A 22350-nucleotide genomic window follows, 5' to 3' on the forward strand; every position below is an offset into this window, starting at 1 on the left:
CATGTAATGTAAATGTTTACCTTTTGGGATAAGCATAATAGAGGTTGCCTTCTTGAGGCAACCTCTATTATTAATCTCTTCTATTCGTACAGCAGAGGTTTGATCTCATCGGAATCTATATTGTTCTTATCGTACCAGTGAAACCCGGTATCAATATTCTTTTCTACGGTTTCCCCTTTAATCGCCTGCACAGCTGCCTTCACCGCTTGATACCCAATACCAATGGGGTCCTGTGTAACAGCGCCAGCTACAACACCACTACGAATAGCATCCATTAACTGTTTACCGGAGTCAAAGCCGATAACCACAATCTTACCACCCATCTGTAATTCATTTACTGCATTAGCTACTCCTACTGCAGATCCTTCGTTTGAGCCATAGATTCCTTTAAGGTCCGGATTGGCTTGCATCATCGCTTTTGCAAGATCCGTGGACTTCAACTGATCTCCGCCGCCATATTGCGGCTCTAACACTTCAATATCTGGATATTTCGCTTTCATTTGTTCTAAGAAGCCATCACGACGCTGTTGACCTGTGCTGCTTGTTTGGTCATGTACAACTAAACCTACTTTACCCTTTTTGCCGATCAACTCAGCCATTTTATCAGCTGCCAAAGCTGCTGCCGCTTTATTGTCAGTCGCTGCGGTTGCTACAGGAATATCGCTATCTACACCAGAGTCAAAGCCAATGATTGGAATATTGTTTTCCTTTGCCTTTTCCAGATATGGAATCGCTGCTTTGCTATCGAGAGCTGCTAACGCGATTGCTGCTGGTTTCTTATCTAGCGCCGTCTGCAGCATCTCAATTTGTTTATCTACCTGACTCTCATTTTCAGGTCCTTCAAACGTAATCTCGACATTAAACTCCTTGGCAGCCTTCTCGGCTCCTTGCTTCACCGCTTGCCAGAATTGATGCTGGAAGCCTTTTGAAATGACTGGGATATATGGTTTGTCTGAACCGGATGAACTCTTTTTGCTATCACTGTTGTTACAAGCACCAAGTAAGGTAGTAGCCAATAACAAACTGGCAAGCATGATAATCCCTCTTCGACGTTGTTTCATTTAAATCTTCCCCCTCGTCATTTGCTTTGTATATCACTCCGTATGGAGATAATACCTCGTTCATTGCTTCCGTCTGCGAAGAATATCAGCATACACTGCTATGATGATGACAACACCAACAATGACTGTCCGCCATTCCTGAGCAACGGACATAATCTGTAAGCCATTCGTCAGTACACTCATAATCAGTGCACCAATAATTGTACCTAGAATAGAACCTACGCCCCCGCTTAAAGATGTGCCTCCAATGACGACAGCCGCTATAGCTTCAAGTTCATAACCAGTGCCAAGTGATGGCTGGGCTGAATTTAGACGTGATGCCATCAGGATACCAGCGATTCCGCTGAAAATCCCTGTGATGGTATAGATCACAATCTTCCATTTGACCGTATTCACACCTGATAAGCGAGTTGCTTCTTCATTGCTGCCAAGTGCAAAGTTATAGCGTCCAATAATGGTCTTCGACAAGATGATGCTTGCGATAACACCGAGCAATAAGAAGATTACGATGGTGTTAGGAATGCCTGGGATCATCTTGCCCATTGCAATCTTGGCAAAAATCGGATCATCATTGAAATAAATCGGCTTGGCACCCGTTATGACAAGTGATAATCCTTTAGTGACCATCATAATCGCCAGAGTAGCAATGAAAGGAGGAATATTCATTTTCGCCACCATTAAACCACTTATAAAACCGCATAGTGCACCAGCTAGAATCCCGCCTACAATTCCGAGTGGAACAGGTAGGCCCCAGAATGTAATGATGACGCCAACCATCACCGAGGAGAAGGTCATCACAGTACCCAAAGCAAGGTCGATCCCACCCGTAATAATTACAAAGGTTGCACCCAGCGCTAATACTCCAATTACAGCTGTCGAGACGAGGATTCCAACTAGGTTAGAAAACTGAAAAAAGTTACTTGATGCTACGGAAAATACGATGACCAGAATGATCAAACTTGCGAATGCTAATAATTTTTGTTTAAACCCTGATTGCGCCCCGCTTTGCTTAGAGCTGATAGGCTGGCTAGTCCCTTTATCTGCAATCTTCATGACCCTGACACCTCCGATAAACTCTTGAACGATTATGAACGCATCGTCGCATATTTCATTATCGCTTCTTGCGATGCTTCTTCTGCGAGTAGTTCACCAGTTATACGTCCTTCACACATGACAATAATGCGATGGCTCATTCTTAGAATCTCTGGGAGATCTGAAGAGACTATAATGATCGCTTTTCCCTCACCTGCTAGCTGATCAAGCAACTTATAGATCTCACTTTTCGCTCCTACATCAATACCACGTGTTGGCTCGTCAAAGATCAACACATCGCAATCTCTCGTTAACCATTTCCCGATAACTACTTTTTGCTGATTCCCACCGGATAAGAATTTGACTTTTTGACTTACACTTGGAGTCTTGGTTGCTAGTGCTTCCGCATGCTGCTCCGCGGACTTTCGCATCTCCCGATCCCTCATCCATCCGAATGCATTACAGAATTTATAGAAGGAAGCAATCGCATTATTCATGCTAATGTCCATATCTACAAGCAGCCCGTAGCGTTTGCGATCTTCGGACAAATAGCCAATTCCATGCTGCACGGCTTGGTGAGGCTGTTTTATACGAACCGTATTTCCATGCAGCTTAATCTCACCCTTATCGATAGGATCAGCCCCAAATACGGCACGAACAACCTCAGTACGTCCAGCGCCCATTAATCCAGCGAAGCCCAGAATCTCACCTTTATTCAGATGAAAGCTGATATCCTTCAACATTTGCCCACTGGATAAGTTTCGAACCTCTAGTACGACTTGCTCTGTCTGTAACGAATGTGTTGGCTTCGACGTTTGATACAGTTCACGACCAACCATCATGCTAATAATCTGATCAATAGTTATTGAATCCGTCCGAACAGTATCCACGTAACAACCATCCCGCATGACTGTAATGCGGTCTGTGATCCGTTTCAACTCATCCATGCGGTGAGAGATGTATATAATACCTACACCTTTTTCTCGTAATTGCTCGATCATACGGAATAACTCGTTAATTTCCGTATCTGTCAACGCTGCAGTTGGTTCATCCATGATCAGTACCTCCGCATTGAAGGACAAAGCTTTGGCGATTTCAACCATTTGCTGATTAGCAACTGTCAGATCTGAGACCAAAGTCTTCGGATCTAGTTTTAGATTCATCTGATCAAACAGTTCCTGCACCTTACGATTTAGCTCCAGATCATCAACGAACCATTTCAGCGCCTTGCGCGGCTCACGACCAATAAATATATTTTGGGCCACTGTAAGATGCGGCATTAGATTCAGTTCCTGATGAATGATACTAATCCCGAGTTCCTGCGCAGCGCGAGTATTAGCAATCTCCACCTCAGATCCCTTGTACCACATCTGACCCGCATCCTTGGAATAGACTCCTGTTGCAATCTTCATTAAGGTAGACTTTCCTGCGCCATTTTCACCGACTAAGGCATGCACTTCCCCACGCTTCAGCTCAAATTGACATTGATTCAATGCATGAACACCAGGAAAAAATTTATCAATCCCCGCCATTCGTAGTAATACTTCGTCCATTTCATATCCACCTCAAATCCTTTATGATTGCCTTTTTGTAAAGTAATCGCTTTCAAATGTTGAATGTAAAATTATTGTATTACCTATAAGTTTCCAATGTAATGGAATATTCTCCGTAAAAAAGTTTAAAATTTTATGTTTTGAAGCAAGCAAAAAAGACTACACCGTCCTTTTACGGACGAAGTAGCCTTTAGATAAGCTCATATGTGTATAACAGTTACATTCGAATAGCCTACAGGTTCTGACCCTTTCCTGCCACCAAGGTGAATGTCTTTGGTATTCCTTTATCATAAACATCCGAGGATAGATTGGGTTCTTCGATCAATTGGCGGATCACAAGCCCGGAACTGGCAGCAGCTGTTACAATTTCTCCAAGCGTCCAGCGGCGCCAATATACAACGCTATGTTCCTGTTCGTCTATTGGTTTGCCTGTGGAAGGCAAATACTTAGAGTACGAGACCTTTTTTTCTTCCAATGTCGTATCGAAATAGTCCCCGCTAACTTTGTGCTTACGAACCTTCGCTGTAGAACCCTTAGAGGATATAAGCTTAGTTGTCACAGGATGGAAATCACGTAGAACAAAAATCCCACCAGGAGAAAGTAAATGGCGGACGGTTTCCATAAACGGTGCTAGGTCGGTAAAGTAGTGTACAATTCCTAATTCAGCAAATACGATATCATATGAACCATCGAGCACGTGATCTGGCAGCTTAAGAACATCCGATACGATATAGTTAAGCTGAACACCTGCTTCTTGTGCGAGATCAGCTGCATAACGCGCATTAGCTTCTGAGAAGTCAGCAACAGTAACATCCGCTCCAAGTAATGACAGCGCAACTGCCTTCATTCCGTTTGATCCCATGAGATTCATCATCTTTTTACCCTGTACATCTCCAAAATAAGAAGAGAGCGGGTACAGCTTTGCACTTGGTTCCTTGATTAACTTGGCTGCAGCCTCAGACGGTGTACCAAATCGAGCAACCCAAGCTGTGTACGTGTCTTCGTTCCATAGTTCCTCACTCGTTGGCGCAGTGCCTTTTCCAGGATGCAGTTCTAAATTTTGATCTTGTTCTTCCATACCTTGCGACCCCTTTATGATTAAAATATCTGTTATGAAGCATTCTGAATGGCATCTGCCACCTGAATCGTTTTCTTTCTTCCAGCGTACAAATATACGCCCAGTCCTAACATAACCAAAAGTCCACCTGCCCATTGTAGCGCAGTTAATTGTTCACCCAAGAGCAGATAAGCAAGGATACTAGCCCCCACTGGTTCTCCTAAGATGTTCATAGATACCGTAGTTGCGGATACATACTGAAGCAGCCAATTAAATAAAATATGACCAAACACCGTAGGAACAACTGCTAGCAATAGGAAAATCCCCCACTCATTCGCAGGATAATTAAAAAAGGAAATCCCCATGAACAGATTGTAAATGGCAAACACACCAGCCGCTGATAAGAAGACTATCAAGCTGTACAGGTATGAGGGCATGCGCACTACAAGCTTTTGACCGATAAGCATATGCACAGCTACCGCGACTGTTCCTCCAACCGATAACAAATCACCTTTAAGATTATCTGCAGAGATACCAATATCTCCCCAGCCGATAAACACTACTCCGCTAATAGCAATACTCAGCCCCAGAATAGCAGACACAGCCGTTCTTTCCTTATACAAAAAATAAACGCCCAGCATAATAAACACTGGCTCCAGCGCCATGATCATCGTTGAACTAGCTACCGAAGTATACTTCAAAGAGCCCATCCAAAGCAAAAAATGTAGAGCTAGCATAGTGCCTGAGAGCACTAGCATGATCCAGTCTTTTTTACGAAGAGCGAACGCTGCTCCGCTGTATGGTCTTGCAAAAGGCAACATCAGCAGCGAGGTGAACAACAGCCGATACATTCCTTGTATAGACGCTGGCGCTGCAGACCACTTAATAAAAATGGCGGAAAAAGAGATGGCCACAATCCCAATCAACATTAAAATCGGAATAGGAAGTGGCGGTTTTTTAAGCTTCACATGGTACGCGTCCTTTCACTATCTTAAGTCACTTATGTTAATTTAACGCAGACCGTGAAAAAATGCATCTATTTTCATTAGATTTCACTAAAAAAAGCATAAGCAATGTCATTTCTGACGAGAGCTCATGCTTCTTAAAGGCTAAGGTTTCAGAACCACCTTGATGCAATCCTCTTTTTTCTCACTAAAAATGTCATAGCCATGCTCCGCTTTGCTGATAGGCAAGCGATGTGTAATGATATCTGTTGGATCAAATTTATTCTCTTTAATCATCTTATAAAGCAAAGGCATATAGTGAATCACTGGAGCCTGTCCCATTTTTAAAGTAATGTTGCGTTCAAATAGATGACCCAAAGGGAACATATTGTAATTAAGCCCATAAACTCCTACAAGCTGAATAGTTCCGAATTTACGTACGATATCCGAGGCCATTCTAAATGCACTGAGTGAGCCTCCCTGTAGCTTCAGAGTGGTTTCCACTTTCTCCAAAGCAGATATTTTGGCATCCAAACCTACACAGTCAATAACTACATCTGCGCCCCCATGTGTTATCTCCTTCAAATGAGCTTCAATATCCTTAATCTCTTCAAAGTTGTAAATTTCGACATTATTGGTCAGCTTCGCATGCTGCAGACGGTAGCCAATATGATCAACTGCAATTACTCTTGAGGCGCCTTTGATCCAGGCAAACTTCTGAGTAAGCAGTCCAACAGGCCCGCAGCCGAGAACAATGACTGTATCCCCTGGCTTCACTCCGCCGCTTTCTACTCCCCACCAAGCAGTAGGTACAATATCAGATAAGAAAAGAATTTTCTCATCTTCCATTTCTGCATCCTCAGGAACGACAAAAGGGCCGAAATTACCATAAGGAACCCGCAGTAATTCGGCTTGCCCTCCTGCAAAGCCCCCATAAGTATCGGAATAACCCAGATATCCGCCTGTATCCTTGGCGTCATTAGCATTGTCGCATTGACTCTCCATCTCATGCTGGCAGAAGTAGCACTGACCACAGGCTACATTAAATGGAATAATGATCCGGTCGCCTTTCTTGACTTTAGTTACGTCTGGACCGATCTCCTCAACAATCCCCATGGGCTCATGACCAATAACATAGTCATCATGCATACCTGGAATTTCACCGTTAAAAATGTGCAGATCTGAGCCACAAATCGCTGTAGAAGTAATTCGAACGATAATATCATCCTTTTTCTCAATCTTCGGATCAGCTACCTCTTTAACTTTCACTTTCTTCTTCCCTTGGTAGGTTAATGCTTTCATGCTGTTAATCCGCTCCTTTGGAAATGGTATAGAGATATAAGGATCACACCTTTCTATGTTATATCCCTATGCCTATCCTCTTATCCATGAAGAAGCGGAGAATACATCATAAGCGCATAGTTATCGGTTACAGCTTCATCTCCAACTAGCTCTCCGGTCCGTGTATATACTTTTCGACTAATCTTGTTACTGCGTATATACCCTCCCCAAGGTTCTAAACTAATCCAATGATCACTTTCATACACTTCATATTTATAAAGGGACTGCTCATCGCATCTCCATTCCCCATGCAAATGGCTGTCATCCAGCCAGAGCTTTAATTGATACGTTTGATTCGTGTTATTCTTCACTTGAAGATCCAAATAATTATAAGAACAGGTGGCCCCGCTTCCAAATGGCTGTGTACGCTGTTCATCTGGAAATACATCATAGCTGTGCCGATGCCGTTCTGTAACCGTAAGAGGTGTATGCAGTGTCATCCAGTAGATCAGATTGGACAACTGGCACAGTCCCCCGCCGACTCCAGAATGGAAGCCACCATAATGCAGTACCATCCCCTCTAGATACCCTTTTCGCTTACTGGGCTTACCGATGCTTCTCCAATAGGAAAAAGTCTCACCCGGGCGCACCATGAGCCCATCCAGCTTCGCTATCGCCAGACGTAAATTGGTTATTTTATTGTATTGAAGCACCATATCTACATTCCGTAGACTTCTTAATAACGGTGTAGCATGAGTCATCACTTCATTAGATAAAATTTCACTAGTGCGCTGCTTCGCCACCTTGCTGCGGCTAGTGCACCATTTCAAATATCTTTTCCAAATAAAATATCGCTTTCCGGCAAATAGTCTAAGTCGAGAACGCTGAATAGGTTTCATGGCAGCCTGAGGTGTACTCATCTAGAACTGAACCTCGCTTTCAGCTCGTAACTGGGCGAATCTCCCTCCGATTACTGCATTATGATGCTTAACGATCTCACTACTATTCAGTACCCCATTATCAAAGGTGCTATGAGCATCTTGTACGAGAACACTCTTATAACCCATACTGTATGCGCGTCTTATTGTCGTATCTAGGCAGAACTCACTTTGCATCCCACAAATCACCAGATTCGTGATCCCCAGCTTCTGTAGCTCCTCTTGCAGTTCGGTTCGGTGAAAAGCATCCCAAGTAGGCTTCTCCACAATAACTTCACCTTCCTGCGGTGTGATGCGGTGACTGATCTGCCATGTGGGCGTACCTTTTGTATATTCCTCATCTTCGGTGTGTTGAATATAAACTATTGGAGTACCTGCTACCCTAGCTTTGTTCTGAAGGGAAATAATTCTCTCCATTACACCCTCTTCATCGTACAGCTTTTGATCAGGATAGGAGAACATAGCTTCTTGAACATCGATAATTAATAGTGCAGTTGAATTTCCCATTTAGTACCTCCTACAATTTTTATGAAAATCATACCAGATTATGGGACATTCTATCTACCTATTTAAAGGCTTAAATCAATAAAAAAAGGGCATCTGCTGAGCAGACACCCGTTACATTTAAATACTTTTTACTTGCCACGCTTATTATGCCAGATCAATGCATGCAGCTGTGGAAGGACACGTACTCTATTCATCTCAGAGTCTACGATTACTTTATTAAACAACCATTCCAGCCTTCCCAAAAGTCGAGCAGAAATGTCGCCTTCTTCAGTGACATCATCATTCCCAGGCTGCAGAAAGAGCTGCACATTGGGATATCGCTGGTGAATGTCTTTTGCATAATCAAAATCCTTATCGTCAAACACTACGACCTTCAAGCTATGCATAGAACGACCCAGTTTCTCCATTTTACTCATGATGTTATCTAGAATTTCCCAATTCGTCGTCATTCCTGAGCTTGGGGGTTTAGGGCTAATTGTCAGCACATCCACGTCATTGAACCACTCCTGCCATTTACTCCCCTGAGTTTCTATTGCAGCTTGAATCCCGCGCTCATGTAGCAGGTTAATAAAAGTGCCCATCCCGTCACCAATCAAAGCAGGATTTCCGCCTGAAATCGTAACACAGTCGAAATTATCTCCAGCTATAGCTAAAAGTTCATTCATAATTTCATCCGAGGTCATCATTCGAACCTTATCCTTAGCAGTACCATCCCAAGTAAAAGCAGAGTCACACCAGCCACAGCGATAATCGCAGCCATAGGTGCGGACAAACATCGTCTTCACTCCAATTACCGCACCTTCGCCTTGAATAGTCGGACCGAACATTTCAATTACAGGAATCTTACTCACAGTCACAGCCTCCATATAAACGGTAGGATGGCCCTTCATCCGGAACATCTTCAGCCAGCACCTCTGCCCAGGAGGTTGGAGTCTCCCATAGCTTTACCGAGTACAAAGGCAACCCTGCTTGCTTAAGCTTGTAGGCAATATATGAAGACATATTCTCCACTGTGGTGCGGAATGACAACAAGGCTACTTTGGAGCCCGTATTCGTTAACGTCTCTAACACAGGTTCATTTCCCATAGCAAGAAAAGCGTGATCTAAACGATCTACAAGGCTTTGTTGTACAGTCGCCTTGATATCGCTGAAGTCAATAACAAACCCTTCGTCTGAATGACCTTCCGTAGCCTCTGGTTTGCCCTTAAGCACTACTTCGAGCTTATAAGTATGTCCGTGCAGATTGCTGCATTTCCCTTTGTGACCAATTAGTTGATGCGCCGCATCAAACGTAAATATTTTGCAGACTGAAACCTCGTTAAGCATTAAGAACCGGCCTCCATTCTCTCCGCCTCATATTGCTCAAGACCACGCTGACGCAACAGACAGGCTGGACAAGTACCGCAGCCACTGCCAATAATACCGTTGTAACAGGTCAATGTGTGTTCGCGAACATAATCAAAATAACCAAGTTCATCTGCCATCTTCCACGTTTCTTTTTTATCCAGCCACATCAATGGAGTGTGTATCGCAAACTCATAGTCCATAGATAAATTCAGCGTAACATTCAATGATTTCACAAATACATCACGGCAGTCCGGATACCCGCTAAAGTCCGTTTGGCAGACACCAGTGACGATATGGGAGTAACCCAATTGTTTAGCTAATATTGCGGAAAAAGACAAAAATAACAGATTCCGTCCGTCAACAAATGTACTAGGAAGCTCATCACCTTCGCCAGCAACGATATCAATATCCTGGCGGGTTAGTGCATTTGGTGCCAGCTGATTAAGCAGCCCAAGATCAAGGATATGCTGTTTTACATTAAACTTAGCTGCTATTTCTGTAGCAACTTCGATTTCAGCCGCATGACGCTGATTATAATTAAAGGTAACTACCTGCACTTCCTCAAACTGCTTCATTGCCCAAACCAGGCAAGTGGTGCTATCTTGTCCGCCGCTAAATACGACGAGTGCTTTTTTGTTCATCTTAATCTCTCCTTATCAACTTGTTGGGATTAGCGGTTATCCACTTTTTCCGGATAGAGGTCGTGATTCATTAAGCGGTGCTCCGCCATCGCCTCATACTTCGTACCCGGTCTTCCATAGTTGCAATAAGGATCAATAGATATTCCTCCACGCGGAGTGAACTTGCCCCATACCTCAATGTATCGTGGGTCCATCAGTGAGATCAGATCATTCATAATAATGTTGACGCAGTCCTCATGAAAGTCACCGTGGTTACGGAAGCTAAACAGATACAGCTTTAATGATTTAGATTCCACCATTTTCTGTTCAGGAATATACGAAATATACAGTGTGGCAAAATCCGGCTGACCTGTAACAGGACATAAGCTAGTAAACTCAGGGCAGTTGAATTTAACAAAATAATCACGCCCTGGATGCTTGTTATCAAACACCTCAAGAATAGCTGGATCATAACCAAACTTGTACTGCGTTCCCTGATTACCAAGTAAAGTGACTTCTTGCATTTCCTCTTTCAATCTTCCTTCTGACACGACAAAAAACCCCTCTCTTTTCCTTCGGCCTTGGCCGGTAATGGAAAGAAGAACGAGATTTCGAAAACTTTGCTCCACTAAGAAGAAACGGAAGCAACATCCGGGTTAAGGACTGCATCCGCTTATAAGATTTAATATACTCTTAGTTTTTTATAGAGGGAGTTCGCGAACCTCTCCTGCACAATCCGTGCAGACTTCTTCTTCATGCATATTGCGTCTTGAACTATACCACGGTAATTTGCTTCTGACAAGTTCTACGCTTTGCCCGTCTTCCAAATCCAGAGCGAAAGCACCACAATCCACAAGAGCAAAAGCAGGCTTTCTAGGAGCAATACTCCTTCTCCATTTAGAATACTGTTCAAATTCTGGACGATTTCAATACTTGGCAGAATAACAAAGATCGGATAGGTCCACTCTGGAAGAGCGACGTACACAGAAGCTACTAAGAAAAAAACGACCATAAATGCGGAGCTGATGGCTGAACCATTTTTGGAGGAACTTACCTTTAAACCAATGATAATTCCAACTTGCACAAAGATAATTCCACCCAATAACATATACAATAAGGAAGGGAGTAAATCCATTGTCAAACCTTGATTTAGTACATAAACAATCAGCTGTGATAACAAAGAAAAAACAAGAACAGATCCAGCTTTCGCAGTAATAATCTGGCCTCTGCTTAGCGGAGTAATCAACAGCGCATCATAAGTCTTACTCTCCCTCTCCTCAATTAATCCTGGGCCGGTAATCATGATCCCAACCATCACTTGCGCAAATAATATCCATGTAGAAAGAAGCATGAAGTCCAAACCGCTCTTGTCCACTACAGTGATGATGATTTTAGCCATAAATATAGGCAAAATTATTAGAATTACAGTCGCAGGATTACGCAGTATATCCTTACTTTCATGTTTATACAGCTTCCATATCTGATAACTCAACTTAGCTCACTTCCCGTCAGGGCAGCGAATACATCTGCCAGCGAAGCTTCTTTACTGTGCATACTTAGAATTTGATTCGTAGACATTAACTGATAGATATGATCTTTAGTAGCTTCTTCTGCAATCGGCCAGGATTTCATAACCACTTTCCCATCCTGCTGATATTTAACTTCAATTTCTGGTTTACCATAAATGGTCTTAAGTCTATGCGGTTCATCGAGTGCCACCAAGGCACCAGCGTGCATGATGCCCACTCTATCGCTTAATGCCTCGGCTTCGTGCATATCATGCGTCGTTAAGACGATGGTTGTGCCTTCTTCTTGAATTCTCTTGACGTGATTACGTATGAGTGAAGCTGAATTTGGATCTAACCCACTTGTAGGCTCATCTAAAAACAACACTTGAGGCTTATGTAATAATGCTCTAGCGATTAGAACACGCTGCTTCCAGCCTTTGGATAAGCTGCTTACTTTAGCTTTTTCCTTATCTAACAGCTGGAGGGTTTCCATGACTTCATTCACTCGATTTCCTGCTACCCTATACAGATCAGCGAACAGCTCCAGATTATTTCGAATAGAACTACGCATGTATAGGTTCGGAAGCTCGAAAACAACACCAATTTGAGCATGGATATCTTTTTTATGACGTGAAATATTCATGCCATTAATTAAAATTTCTCCGCTTGTAGACTGAAGAAGCCCTGTCATCATTCGCATCGTTGTAGTCTTCCCTGCACCATTGGGACCTAGAAATCCAAAGACCTCACCTTTCTCCACCGTGAAAGTAATTCGATCAACTGCACACCTCTCCTGATAATATTTTGAGACATCAGTTAGCTGAATCAATAACACTCCCCCTTTTTAGAATAGTTAACTTTCTTCTATCCTTATTCTGGTTGTAGAGGATTATCTCTGTTGTTGCTATTCTGTAACATTCGCTATTCCTTAGTACCTTCCTTTGTTCAAATCCGCTCAGATGTGGCAAAAATAAGGATTCAAATCCTAAGAAAAGGGTAACTTAAACATAATAATCTTCGAGGTAAGGGTGGGATCATCTAATGGAACAAAGTATACAGAAACTTATGGACTGGATTAACAGTCATGTGAATGAAACTATTGTAATTGAAAAGAAGGAGCTTCGTGATCTGGATAAAATTCATTTTAATCTAGAGGCTGTTGAGTTTCGGAGTGCGGAGGATGTTATCGATGATTATCTTGGGAGTGCATTAATATTAAAAGGATTTGGCAGCACTTTAAACGCCGATGGTGAGCTAGTATCGCTACCACACTCCACCTATGACTTAGCTATTGACGGGCTTCGGATTGAGGACATAAGTGATCGCAAGGCGGAAATAACTACTGAAAGAGCTAAATATACCCTTTCAGTGGATTAAACCATATGTAATGACAGCAAAAGAGCCCACAATAATCTGTGGGCTCTTTCTAATTAATAGTTACTCTTCTCCAATGATCTCCACTTCAGTTTCAAGCTCCACGCCGAATTTATCCTTCACAGTCGCTCTTACATGGTGAATTAGCCCAATGTAATCGCTGGCTGTTGCATTATCTGCATTTACAATAAACCCTGCATGCTTCTTGGATACCTCAGCACCACCGATTCTTGTTCCCTGCAATCCACTCTCTTGAATTAACTGACCTGCAAACCGACCTGGAGGACGTTTAAAGACACTACCACAGGAAGGATACTCAAGCGGTTGCTTAGATTCACGCAAGTAAGTAAGTTCATCCATTTTCGACTTGATGGCTAATGCATCACCAGAAGTCATAGCAAAATTGGCCTCAAGTACGATGTATTCACCGCTTGCGAACACGCTTTTTCTATAACCCCATTGCAGCTCATCCCCTTGCAGAGTCACTAATTGTCCGCTCTTAGTTATAGCCAGTGCACTATACAGTACATCTTTAATTTCTCCGCCGTAAGCGCCTGCGTTCATGTATAACGCTCCACCAACCGTTCCTGGAATGCCACAGGCGAACTCAAGACCCGTAAGCTCCATATCCAGCGCATATCTGGAAACATCAATAATCTTAGCGCCGCACTCCGCATATAAGAGATTGTCTCGAATCCCCACATCCGTTAGTCCTGCCGTTTGCAGAACTATTCCACGCACACCTCCATCACGGATAATCACATTGGAGCCGTTCCCAAGTACCGTAAGGTTTATCCCATTCTGTTCCGCATATGTAACGATCTTTTGAATTTCCTCATAAGTAGCTGGTGCTGCCAAAATATCAGCTTTACCGCCCATTTTGGTATACACGTGATCTTTTAAGTTCTCATGACTCTTCACAATCCCTGCAGTCATTAACTGCTCTAGGTCATTTTGAATTTTGTCAATATTCATGTTTCATGCTCCTTTAACCATGTATAAATGATGGTCCTTGATCTATTTTTAGTAGTAGTATCATGGATTTGTAGGCAACCACAACTGTAACAACGAACAGGCTCCCTTGTCAATGACGGGAGCCTGTTCGTGTATGATTTTCGATTATGATTACACAGCTTTGTAGGCCGCAAGCTCGTAAGGAAGGCACAGCGGCACACCGGTGCGTGGATCTGGAACAATATCTGCCTCAATTCCAAACACTTCCCGCAGTACATCTGGTGTCATAACTTCAGTAGGTGAGCCTTCACTAACCACAGTACCGGATTTAATAGCTACCATATGTTGTGCATAGCGAGTAGCATGATTCAAATCATGCACGACCATGATAATGGTACGGCCTTCTTCCTCATTCAGCTTTTGCAGAAGCTGTAGAACTTCAAGCTGGTGAGCCATATCTAGAAATGTTGTTGGTTCGTCCAGGAATAGAATGTCAGTTTCTTGCGCCAATGCCATAGCGATCCAAGCACGCTGACGTTGTCCTCCAGATAAGCGGTCAATCGGACGGTCATGGAAAGGATCCATACCTGTAACAGTGATTGCGTTGGAGATAATGCTGCGATCCTCTGCTGTCATTGTGCCAAATCCTTTTTGATGCGGGAAGCGACCATAGCTGACAAGTTCAGAGACCGTTAGACCGTCTGGAGCTGTTGGGTTTTGCGGTAAGATCGCAAGCTGACGAGCTACCTCTTTCGTTGAAAAGTTATGGATCGATTTACCGTCCAACATTACACTGCCGCTCTTAGGCTTCATGATCCGGGCCATTGTTTTAAGAATTGTAGATTTACCAGAACCGTTAGCGCCCACTAGTGCGGTTATTTTTCCCGTAGGGATAGTTAAGTTCAACCCTTTAACAATTGTAGCCTCTGCATACCCAATACTTAACTCTTCTGTGTTCAAACGTTCTGACATGTTAACAACTCCTTAAAAGTTTTATGGAGCTATGCTCCTAGAATGAACTACATAGTAAAACTCGCTTCGTACGCATTATGCTTTCGATTTGGCGAGTAAATATAAAAAGTAAGGTGCACCAATGATCGCAACCACGATGCCTGTTGGAACTTCTGCAGGCTGTAACACCCATCTGCCGATAGTATCAGCAGTAATCATAAGAAGCGCCCCTGTCAACGCACTAGCGGGCAATAATACCTGATGACGGGGTCCCACAAGCTTGCGGGCAAGATGTGGTGCAATTAGGCCGACAAAGCCAATTCCTCCACTTACAGCAACGCAGGAGCCGGCAAGCGCAACTGCAGTCACTAGAAGAAGAATACGCTCCTTCTCCACTCGCATTCCAAGTCCTACTGAAGTATGGTCCCCTAGATTCAATACATTAAGAATACGGGCTTTATAGAAGGCGAACGGTAACAGAATCGCTATCCAAGGTAGCAGAGCAAGGACGAATCTCCAATCGCCACCCCATATTTTCCCGGCGATCCAAGTCGCTACAAACTGATAATTATTGGGATCAAGCCGAAGTGCCAACACCAGCTGGCAAGCGTTAATTCCGGCAGCGACTGCAATCCCGATAAGGATCAACCTCGTTGGAGATAGACCATCTGCTTTTCTATAAGCAAGAATATAGATTAAAGCGGCGGTTAAGCTAGCCCCTCCAAGCGCTAAGAGCGGCAAGACAAATACCGGAGCTGCTGTTGTAGCCGGAAAAAACGAGATAAAAATGATTACCGCAAAACCAGCACCCGCACTTATGCCCAGCGTAGCCGGTTCAGCAAGTGCATTTCTTGCGAGACTTTGTAAAATACAGCCTGACACCGCAAAGCCCGCTCCAACCAACAATGAAATTACGATGCGAGGCAATCTGAAATCAAATAAAATAAGCTTTTGCTGATGAGTTCCATCACCCAGCAGTGTATGTAATACCTCCCGTGGGGATAGACGCATAAATCCTGTATTCATACTGACAATAAAAACAACAACGATCAATATGGCAAGGAGTGATAACACTGTAATAGCACGTGTACGGCGTTCATTGTCATTGGGAGAAAGGGTTGTTCTGTGCATTACAGCTCCCCCTTCCGCTTACTCGCTAAGTAAATAAAGAAAGGTACACCGATGATGGCAATTAATGCGCCTAGCGGCGTCTCATAAGGGGCATTTATCATTCTAGCGGCGATATCCGCAAAGATGATCAATAAGCTTCCAAGAACTGCCGAGCAAGGAATGATCCAGCGATAATCTACTCCAACGAAATAACGTGCTACATGTGGAATAATTAGTCCTATAAAAGCAATCGGGCCAACCATTGAGACTGCACTTCCGGCAAGAACTACTACAACAATCATACATGCCAACTGTACTAATCTTGTCCGCTGCCCCAGACCAACTGCAACTTCTCTTCCTAAGCTGAGCAAGGTGACTGACCGCGATAACATCATCGCTGCGATTAGTGCCACGAACACCCAAGGGAAGATAATCTTGATCTGAGTCCAGCTTGCCCCACCCATTCCGCCAGCCAACCAGAAGGCTATATCTTGGGATAAGTTAAAAAGAATAGCTATGCCCTGACTAACAGCAACCAGTAGTGCACTAACCGCGGAACCTGCCAGCGTCAAACGTAAAGGGGTAAGGCCATTAAAAGATAGCGACCCGATTCCAAATACGATAAAAGACGCTATAGCAGCACCTATAAAACAAAACAACATAAGTGAAGTGAAGGAGAGCGAAGGTGCAAAAGCAAAAACTATGGCCAGCGCTACACCTGCTCCCGCATTCAAGCCTAACAGACCTGAATCCGCAAGAGGGTTCCTTGTCATCCCCTGCATGATTGCCCCTGCTACAGCGAAGCAAGCACCGACCAAAGCACCTGCTATCGCGCGTGGAAATCGCAGTTCTCTTATCACCTGATGTTTTTGTACATCTGGATTGAAATGAAATATTGCTTCCCATACCGTAGCTAGCTTGATATCTGCCGCACCTACTGAGACCGAAAGTGCCAGTCCAAAGGCAATGGCAGCGAGTCCAATCACTAGAATACCCATTGCAGCTGCCGGTCGGGTATGTATAGCTTTTTGTGTATCATTTTTATTACGATGTGCGAAATCTGAGGGTGAAACCATGAGTCGTCTCCTTAATCGATAGTTACAATGTTCTATATGATAACAACAATCATTCTCATTATCGCAAAAAAAATTAGGTTGTACAATTGTAGGAGTTATTTTTCAGTAATACAGGAATGGTTTATAAAAAAATGGTGCAGATCTAAGCATCTTAAGATACTTGATCTGCACGCCCTTCCCCACCCAAATGATCAGTCTCATTCATGGTGAATTACGACTTTTTATTTCACAAAACTTTTTAACACATCATCAATAATTTTGCCACCAGCGTTCGCACCACTGTATAGCCAACTGCTTGTTGAGCTCATTTCATGCACATTGCCAGCTTTTACAGCCGGGATGCCTTTCCAAATTGCACTGTCCAGAATCTCCGAACCCTCAGTCTTATCACTATTTACAAGGATAATATGATCTGCTGTCAGCTCAGAAAGCTTCTCTAGCGAAATTGGATTCCAAGTAGCTCTTGTACCAACAGGAATTTCTGTTACTAAGTTAGGCAGCTTTACACCAAGGTCTGTATATAATACAGCACCACTGCTGCGGGTTTCGTCTACAATATAGAAGTTCTTTTGTACCAACCATAAAATCGCCACGGACTCATCTCCAATAGCTCCTTTAAGCTTTTCTTTCGCTGCAGCCGCCTTGTCTTCATAATCTTTAATGGCTTTCTCTGCTTCAGGTGTCTTGTTCAGAATTTCACCAATCTTGAGTAGCGATTTACGCCAATCTTGATTTAGCTTATCCCCAATCACATAAGTCGGTGCAATCTTATTCAGTTGGTCATAGATACCATTCTGTACAGATGACTCCGATGGGATGAGGATAAGATCCGGAGCGAAGCTGGTTACTGCCTCGAGCGGAAGATCGTAGCTGATCGTAGGAACATCCTTCAATTCAGTGGACAGATAATCTTGAATACCATTAGTCACTGACCATTGCGCTACTGGAGTCACACCTAGAGTTACCAAAGCATCCTCCAAATAAGAACCCAGTACACGCCCAGGATTAGCTGGAATCGTTACTTCATGTCCCATTGCATCCGTTAACGTCTTAGCAGCTGCAGGAGCTTCTGTAGCTTCAGCAGTAGGTGCCGTCGCTTTGTCTGTTCCTGCGTTTGAAGCGTTACCGGGATTATTATTACCGCAAGCGGATAAGAATAGCACCATCACCATTAATCCGACCATCGTTAATTTCATGCTTCCAAATCTTTTTCTGTTAAACAAAAACATTAAATACCCTCCTAGTGTGTACATCCTATGTTATTCAAAGGTGTTGACTACCTCAGTCTCACTTTTAAATGATATTGATTCTCATTCTCTATGTCAACATATAAATTTTAAATTTTGTGGATTTGTAATAATTTCCTTCTTAAAAATACAAAAAAAGGCTATATTCCGAACGTTCCGGATATAGCCTCTCCTTAATGATCCATTATTTATTCAAATGATATGGGACAGTCGCAACTACAACATCTTTTGAATTCATTAGATACGAACGGATTAAAAAGCTGGTCTGATTATGAAGTACAGCTTGCCACCAATGCTTAGTTATAAACTGTGGAATCAGAATCGTGATATGATCCGTCGCTGCGGTCTTCCACTCCACTGTATCAATAAATTTCACTAACGGACGAATAATACTGCGATATCTGGAACGAAGTACAATCAGGCGTACACCCGGATTCCATTCCTCCCACCGTTGCTCCATTTTTTGAATGTCCTCTTCATCAAAGCCAACATACACGGCTACAACATTATCCGTTAGAGACTTGGCATAGCTGATGGAATGTAGTACAGCACGTGTTACACCCGCAACAGGAACAACAACTGTACTGCCTTTAATCAAAGGTTTATCTGTACTCGGGCATATACGAAGCTGATCTGCAGTGTTCAAATAGTGCTTGTGAATCCGGTGGAACACGAACATTACAGCAGGTAAGAAAATGAAAGCCATCCATACGCTTGAGAATTTAGTGATGATAAAAATAAGCGTAATCGTCAATGTAGTCAGCATACCGATGGTATTTACAACAAATCTTTTTTTCCATCCCGATGGTTTTGTTTTAAACCAATGAACCATCATTCCTAGCTGTGACAATGTGAAAGGAATGAATACACCAACCGCATAAAGTGGAATCAAGCTTTCTGTATTTCCGTGGAATGCAGCTACAAGCACAGCAGACAGAACACCTAGAAAAATAATACCATTAGAGAAACCTAGACGGTCTCCACGAACCATAAAAGCATGTGGCATATATTTATCTTTTGCAAACATAAATGCGAGCAGCGGGAACGCTGAGTAAGCTGTATTAGCTGCCAAGAACAAAATTACTGCTGTGATACCTTGAATGAAAAAATATAAGGTTCCGCGGCCAAAGGTCGATTCAGCGATCTGAGAAACAACCGTTGCCTTTTCATCAGGCACTATGCCGTACCAATACGCCAGTAGTGTGATACCTGTAAACATAAATCCAAGTATAACCCCCATGACCATTAAGGTCTTGGCTGCGTTCTTTTCAGCTGGTGCTTTAAAGTTTGGAATGGCATTAGATACAGCCTCTACACCCGTAAGTGCCGAACAGCCAGAACTGAAGGCTTTTAATAGTAGAAACAAACTAACATTAGAAACAGCAGAGCCAATTTCAGGGACATTCGCATGTACGCCACCCGCTGCATATTTAATAATACCGGAGATAATCAACACTACAATCGACACTACAAACAAATACACTGGGATTGCGATGAATGAAGCTGATTCTGTAACTCCGCGAAGATTAATCAAAGTAAGTAAAATAATAACTGATACTGCAATAAGAACGGTGTGATTATGAAGACTTGGAAAAGCCGATGTGATCGCATCCGTCCCTGCCGACGCACTAACAGCTACGGTCAGAATGTAATCCACTAACAAAGACCCTCCTGCTAAGAGCCCTGTCGGAACACCAAGATTACTCTTGGCAACGATGTAAGCTCCGCCTCCCTGAGGATAAGCGTAAATCGTCTGCCGATAGGATAAAATCAGGATGGCCAGCAGGCCCAATACGGCTAATGCAATTGGCAGGGAATACCAGATGGCAGTAAACCCCGCAGCCACCAGTACAATCAAAATTTGTTCCGTTCCGTAGGCTACAGACGAGAGCGCATCAGAAGACAGGACAGCCAGTGCTTTAACCTTGGATAACTTTTCATGATCGAGTTCGTTCGACTTCATCGGACGCCCGATCAATAGTCGTTTTACCTTGCTTACCATGGTGGATACAGTTCCTTTCTTTGGGAGCTGAAACGGAATTTCCGCGCGCTGTTTTCATTGGTGGATTTCATAAATGCAGACACTAAAAATAGCATACGGAAATGATCCGCATGCTATGCATGGTCATTATCCCACCTTTGCTTACGAGGTTAGCTGGCGGATTCGGGCTGTGGTTTAGCCCTACGGTAAAAGTCTAATCGACCCATTCCGATTCACCCCATTGGCACATATGCCAAGTTTGGTTCCCCCGTTTTTCCTAAGAAAATTCAGCGCATATTCAACTTCTCACAAGGTCTAATATTAGTCTACAAAGTGTATACAGTAAAGCGTTGAAAAAAATGAAAAAAGAATGAAAAAACATCCAGTAAGCGCAAATACAGCGTCTTATTGGATGCTCTCTTTCATTCTCTTCAATTATCCCTCTGGATCGTGTTTTTAATCACTTTTCACATTTTTTCGGATCACTTAAAGTTAAAAAATCAAAATCCTAAACTTTCCTCTGTATCTAACTCCATCACTTCTTCTTCCTTACGTCCGTACCAAAGTAAAATGCTAATTAAAACAAAAGCGATTAATGCAAGGAAAGGAATCGTAATGAATCCAAAAAAGTTCAAGTAATCTTTATTACAAGGAACTCCAATTGTACAAGGAAGCACTTTACTTAACGCAGGAATCTTCTGCTCCGCATAATGATAGATCGAGATACTACCACCAATCAAGCTTAGTGGAAGAACATATGGGATAATCCTTTTATCCCCTCGAAACGTCGCAATTCCCAAGAGGAATAACTGAGGATACATAAAAATTCGCTGGAACCAGCAAAGCTTACAAGGTTCATATTTCAATACTTCGCTCAGATACAAGCTACCAGCAACAGCAACTAAAGAGACGAACCAGGCCAGATACAGGCAGTTACGCTTGCAAAAAGATAGGAACTTTGTCACTTTGCCTCCACAGCTTTTGCGGCGTCGTTAATCTCAGTTGAAATCGCTTCAAAGTTAAATGGATCCGCAGTCATTACTCCATTGATATAAAGGGATGGTGTAGTCGTCACCCCAGCTTCACTAGCTAACTGCATACCCTTATTCAGCTCATCTGCATACGTACGATCCTTAATATCTTTACGAAGCAGTTCGTAATCGATAGCTAACTTCTCTTTCTCCGCAAGGCTTACTAAGAAATCTTCAGTCGCCCATTCTTCGCTCTCATCACCTTGCTGAGCATATACAGCATCATAGAACTTCCAGAATTCATCATGATTCTGATGGTAAACAGATAATGCAGCAAGTGAGGCAGTTTCAGAGTCTGGACCAACGAAAGCCATATTTACAAAGTAGAGCGCTGCTTTTCCCTCGTTGACAAAATCTTGAACAATTTTCGGTTTAACTGAAGTTGCAAATTGGGAACACGCTGGACATTTTAAGTCTCCAAATTCAACAATTTTAACAGGTGCATCCTCTTTACCGACTCTAGGTAGCTCACTGTAATTGAATGCTACTGGTTCTCCCGAAGTGGCATTTTTTGCGGCATCTTTCGAAGCTAACATAAACAATCCAACAAAAATGATGACTACTAAAGCTATTGAACTAATAATTAAAATTCTCGTCTTCTGCTTTTGCTGCTCCTGTTCTACCCGCCGTTTCTCTTGTTTGCTAAGCTGGGGAACGCTTGTACTTTTATTAGGTTTACTCAAGGAGAGTTCCTTTCTGTCCTCTGTGGACTAATGTAGTTTTTATCATATACATTTAAAATTATATAATTTTTAATCTCTTTTTGGCAAACAATACT

23 protein-coding genes and 2 riboswitches are annotated in these 22350 nt (G+C 42.9%); of the genes, 1 reads left to right on the forward strand and 22 read right to left on the reverse strand.

The window, feature by feature from the left end; genetic code table 11:
* Positions 1-80 precede the first annotated feature (80 nt).
* The 14 genes from MKX41_RS09400 to MKX41_RS09465 form a co-directional block, all read right to left on the reverse strand.
* A complete protein-coding gene (locus MKX41_RS09400; RefSeq protein WP_340969857.1) occupies positions 81-1061 on the reverse strand; it encodes an ABC transporter substrate-binding protein in 981 nt (326 codons plus the stop codon).
* Positions 1062-1121: 60 nt separating this feature from the next.
* Positions 1122-2114: an ABC transporter permease gene (locus MKX41_RS09405; RefSeq protein ID WP_340969859.1), complete on the reverse strand. Its 993-nt coding sequence runs from the start codon at positions 2112-2114 to the stop codon at positions 1122-1124.
* 32 nt (positions 2115-2146) lie between these two features.
* The gene (locus MKX41_RS09410; protein ID WP_340969862.1) at positions 2147-3646 is read right to left on the reverse strand and encodes a sugar ABC transporter ATP-binding protein; all 1500 of its coding nucleotides are present in this window, start codon (positions 3644-3646) and stop codon (positions 2147-2149) included.
* A gap of 232 nt (positions 3647-3878) precedes the next feature.
* Entirely contained in the window at positions 3879-4724 is an 846-nt protein-coding gene (locus MKX41_RS09415; RefSeq protein ID WP_340969865.1) for a class I SAM-dependent methyltransferase, read from the reverse strand.
* 32 nt (positions 4725-4756) lie between these two features.
* The gene (locus MKX41_RS09420; protein WP_340969868.1) at positions 4757-5671 is read right to left on the reverse strand and encodes a DMT family transporter; all 915 of its coding nucleotides are present in this window, start codon (positions 5669-5671) and stop codon (positions 4757-4759) included.
* A 141-nt stretch (positions 5672-5812) separates the two neighbouring features.
* On the reverse strand, positions 5813-6949 hold the full coding sequence (locus tag MKX41_RS09425; protein ID WP_340969871.1) for a zinc-dependent alcohol dehydrogenase: 1137 nt from the start codon (positions 6947-6949) through the stop codon (positions 5813-5815).
* Between the two features lie 80 nt (positions 6950-7029).
* The gene (locus tag MKX41_RS09430) at positions 7030-7848 is read right to left on the reverse strand and encodes a VanW family protein (RefSeq protein WP_340969874.1); all 819 of its coding nucleotides are present in this window, start codon (positions 7846-7848) and stop codon (positions 7030-7032) included.
* A complete protein-coding gene (locus tag MKX41_RS09435) occupies positions 7849-8373 on the reverse strand; it encodes a cysteine hydrolase family protein (RefSeq protein ID WP_042188616.1) in 525 nt (174 codons plus the stop codon). It lies immediately after the preceding gene.
* Positions 8374-8501: 128 nt separating this feature from the next.
* Positions 8502-9224 carry a 7-carboxy-7-deazaguanine synthase QueE gene (queE, locus tag MKX41_RS09440; protein WP_340969878.1) on the reverse strand — a complete coding sequence of 241 codons (723 nt, stop codon included), beginning with the start codon at positions 9222-9224 and terminating at the stop codon, positions 8502-8504.
* The gene (locus MKX41_RS09445) at positions 9217-9699 is read right to left on the reverse strand and encodes a 6-pyruvoyl trahydropterin synthase family protein (RefSeq protein ID WP_076283605.1); all 483 of its coding nucleotides are present in this window, start codon (positions 9697-9699) and stop codon (positions 9217-9219) included. The genes queE and MKX41_RS09445 overlap by 8 nt, the downstream gene beginning before the upstream one ends.
* A complete protein-coding gene (queC, locus tag MKX41_RS09450) occupies positions 9699-10361 on the reverse strand; it encodes a 7-cyano-7-deazaguanine synthase QueC (RefSeq protein WP_076283604.1) in 663 nt (220 codons plus the stop codon). Before queC ends, MKX41_RS09445 begins: the two co-directional genes overlap by 1 nt.
* A gap of 29 nt (positions 10362-10390) precedes the next feature.
* A complete protein-coding gene (gene queF / locus MKX41_RS09455; RefSeq protein ID WP_042193989.1) occupies positions 10391-10864 on the reverse strand; it encodes a preQ(1) synthase in 474 nt (157 codons plus the stop codon).
* 163 nt (positions 10865-11027) lie between these two features.
* Positions 11028-11071, reverse strand: a riboswitch (PreQ1 riboswitch).
* A gap of 74 nt (positions 11072-11145) precedes the next feature.
* Positions 11146-11832 carry an ABC transporter permease gene (locus tag MKX41_RS09460; protein WP_339241440.1) on the reverse strand — a complete coding sequence of 229 codons (687 nt, stop codon included), beginning with the start codon at positions 11830-11832 and terminating at the stop codon, positions 11146-11148.
* Positions 11829-12677 (reverse strand): ABC transporter ATP-binding protein, encoded by an 849-nt coding sequence (locus MKX41_RS09465; protein ID WP_340969880.1) that lies wholly within the window; start codon positions 12675-12677, stop codon positions 11829-11831. Before MKX41_RS09465 ends, MKX41_RS09460 begins: the two co-directional genes overlap by 4 nt.
* A gap of 212 nt (positions 12678-12889) precedes the next feature.
* Here MKX41_RS09465 and MKX41_RS09470 point away from each other — a divergent pair, with 212 nt between their 5' ends.
* Positions 12890-13225, forward strand: coding sequence for a hypothetical protein (locus MKX41_RS09470; protein WP_042188628.1), 336 nt, complete (start codon positions 12890-12892; stop codon positions 13223-13225).
* A gap of 60 nt (positions 13226-13285) precedes the next feature.
* On the opposite strand, the gene murB is transcribed toward MKX41_RS09470, so the two are convergent.
* The 8 genes from murB to MKX41_RS09510 form a co-directional block, all read right to left on the reverse strand.
* Entirely contained in the window at positions 13286-14197 is a 912-nt protein-coding gene (gene murB, locus MKX41_RS09475; RefSeq protein WP_340969883.1) for a UDP-N-acetylmuramate dehydrogenase, read from the reverse strand.
* A 150-nt stretch (positions 14198-14347) separates the two neighbouring features.
* On the reverse strand, positions 14348-15148 hold the full coding sequence (locus MKX41_RS09480) for an ABC transporter ATP-binding protein (RefSeq protein WP_340969885.1): 801 nt from the start codon (positions 15146-15148) through the stop codon (positions 14348-14350).
* 75 nt (positions 15149-15223) lie between these two features.
* Positions 15224-16258: a FecCD family ABC transporter permease gene (locus MKX41_RS09485; protein ID WP_340969887.1), complete on the reverse strand. Its 1035-nt coding sequence runs from the start codon at positions 16256-16258 to the stop codon at positions 15224-15226.
* Positions 16258-17313 carry a FecCD family ABC transporter permease gene (locus tag MKX41_RS09490; protein WP_339264976.1) on the reverse strand — a complete coding sequence of 352 codons (1056 nt, stop codon included), beginning with the start codon at positions 17311-17313 and terminating at the stop codon, positions 16258-16260. The genes MKX41_RS09485 and MKX41_RS09490 overlap by 1 nt, the downstream gene beginning before the upstream one ends.
* Positions 17314-17534: 221 nt before the next feature.
* Entirely contained in the window at positions 17535-18542 is a 1008-nt protein-coding gene (locus MKX41_RS09495) for an ABC transporter substrate-binding protein (RefSeq protein WP_340969890.1), read from the reverse strand.
* Between the two features lie 202 nt (positions 18543-18744).
* The gene (locus tag MKX41_RS09500) at positions 18745-20562 is read right to left on the reverse strand and encodes an APC family permease (protein WP_076283595.1); all 1818 of its coding nucleotides are present in this window, start codon (positions 20560-20562) and stop codon (positions 18745-18747) included.
* 123 nt (positions 20563-20685) lie between these two features.
* Positions 20686-20844, reverse strand: a riboswitch (cyclic di-AMP (ydaO/yuaA leader).
* Positions 20845-21041: 197 nt separating this feature from the next.
* A complete protein-coding gene (locus MKX41_RS09505; protein WP_076298723.1) occupies positions 21042-21506 on the reverse strand; it encodes a disulfide oxidoreductase in 465 nt (154 codons plus the stop codon).
* On the reverse strand, positions 21503-22255 hold the full coding sequence (locus MKX41_RS09510) for a DsbA family protein (RefSeq protein WP_340969894.1): 753 nt from the start codon (positions 22253-22255) through the stop codon (positions 21503-21505). The genes MKX41_RS09505 and MKX41_RS09510 overlap by 4 nt, the downstream gene beginning before the upstream one ends.
* Between the last annotated feature and the right edge of the window lie 95 nt (positions 22256-22350).

The organism is Paenibacillus sp. FSL R5-0475 (assembly GCF_038004585.1).
Taxonomy (GTDB): Bacteria; Bacillota; Bacilli; order Paenibacillales; family Paenibacillaceae; genus Paenibacillus_AQ.

What these genes read in the sequence shown, in the direction of transcription:
- MKX41_RS09400 (WP_340969857.1), bottom strand. Translation starts at nt 1,061, where the DNA reads ATGAAACAACGTCGAAGAGGGATTATCATGCTTGCCAGTTTGTTATTG.
- MKX41_RS09405 (WP_340969859.1), bottom strand. Translation starts at nt 2,114, where the DNA reads ATGAAGATTGCAGATAAAGGGACTAGCCAGCCTATCAGCTCTAAGCAA.
- MKX41_RS09410 (WP_340969862.1), bottom strand. Translation starts at nt 3,646, where the DNA reads ATGGACGAAGTATTACTACGAATGGCGGGGATTGATAAATTTTTTCCT.
- MKX41_RS09415 (WP_340969865.1), bottom strand. Translation starts at nt 4,724, where the DNA reads ATGGAAGAACAAGATCAAAATTTAGAACTGCATCCTGGAAAAGGCACT.
- MKX41_RS09425 (WP_340969871.1), bottom strand. Translation starts at nt 6,949, where the DNA reads ATGAAAGCATTAACCTACCAAGGGAAGAAGAAAGTGAAAGTTAAAGAG.
- MKX41_RS09430 (WP_340969874.1), bottom strand. Translation starts at nt 7,848, where the DNA reads ATGAGTACACCTCAGGCTGCCATGAAACCTATTCAGCGTTCTCGACTT.
- MKX41_RS09435 (WP_042188616.1), bottom strand. Translation starts at nt 8,373, where the DNA reads ATGGGAAATTCAACTGCACTATTAATTATCGATGTTCAAGAAGCTATG.
- MKX41_RS09445 (WP_076283605.1), bottom strand. Translation starts at nt 9,699, where the DNA reads ATGCTTAACGAGGTTTCAGTCTGCAAAATATTTACGTTTGATGCGGCG.
- queC (WP_076283604.1), bottom strand. Translation starts at nt 10,361, where the DNA reads ATGAACAAAAAAGCACTCGTCGTATTTAGCGGCGGACAAGATAGCACC.
- queF (WP_042193989.1), bottom strand. Translation starts at nt 10,864, where the DNA reads ATGCAAGAAGTCACTTTACTTGGTAATCAGGGAACGCAGTACAAGTTT.
- MKX41_RS09470 (WP_042188628.1), top strand. Translation starts at nt 12,890, where the DNA reads ATGGAACAAAGTATACAGAAACTTATGGACTGGATTAACAGTCATGTG.
- murB (WP_340969883.1), bottom strand. Translation starts at nt 14,197, where the DNA reads ATGAATATTGACAAAATTCAAAATGACCTAGAGCAGTTAATGACTGCA.
- MKX41_RS09480 (WP_340969885.1), bottom strand. Translation starts at nt 15,148, where the DNA reads ATGTCAGAACGTTTGAACACAGAAGAGTTAAGTATTGGGTATGCAGAG.
- MKX41_RS09485 (WP_340969887.1), bottom strand. Translation starts at nt 16,258, where the DNA reads ATGCACAGAACAACCCTTTCTCCCAATGACAATGAACGCCGTACACGT.
- MKX41_RS09490 (WP_339264976.1), bottom strand. Translation starts at nt 17,313, where the DNA reads ATGGTTTCACCCTCAGATTTCGCACATCGTAATAAAAATGATACACAA.
- MKX41_RS09495 (WP_340969890.1), bottom strand. Translation starts at nt 18,542, where the DNA reads ATGTTTTTGTTTAACAGAAAAAGATTTGGAAGCATGAAATTAACGATG.
- MKX41_RS09500 (WP_076283595.1), bottom strand. Translation starts at nt 20,562, where the DNA reads ATGGTAAGCAAGGTAAAACGACTATTGATCGGGCGTCCGATGAAGTCG.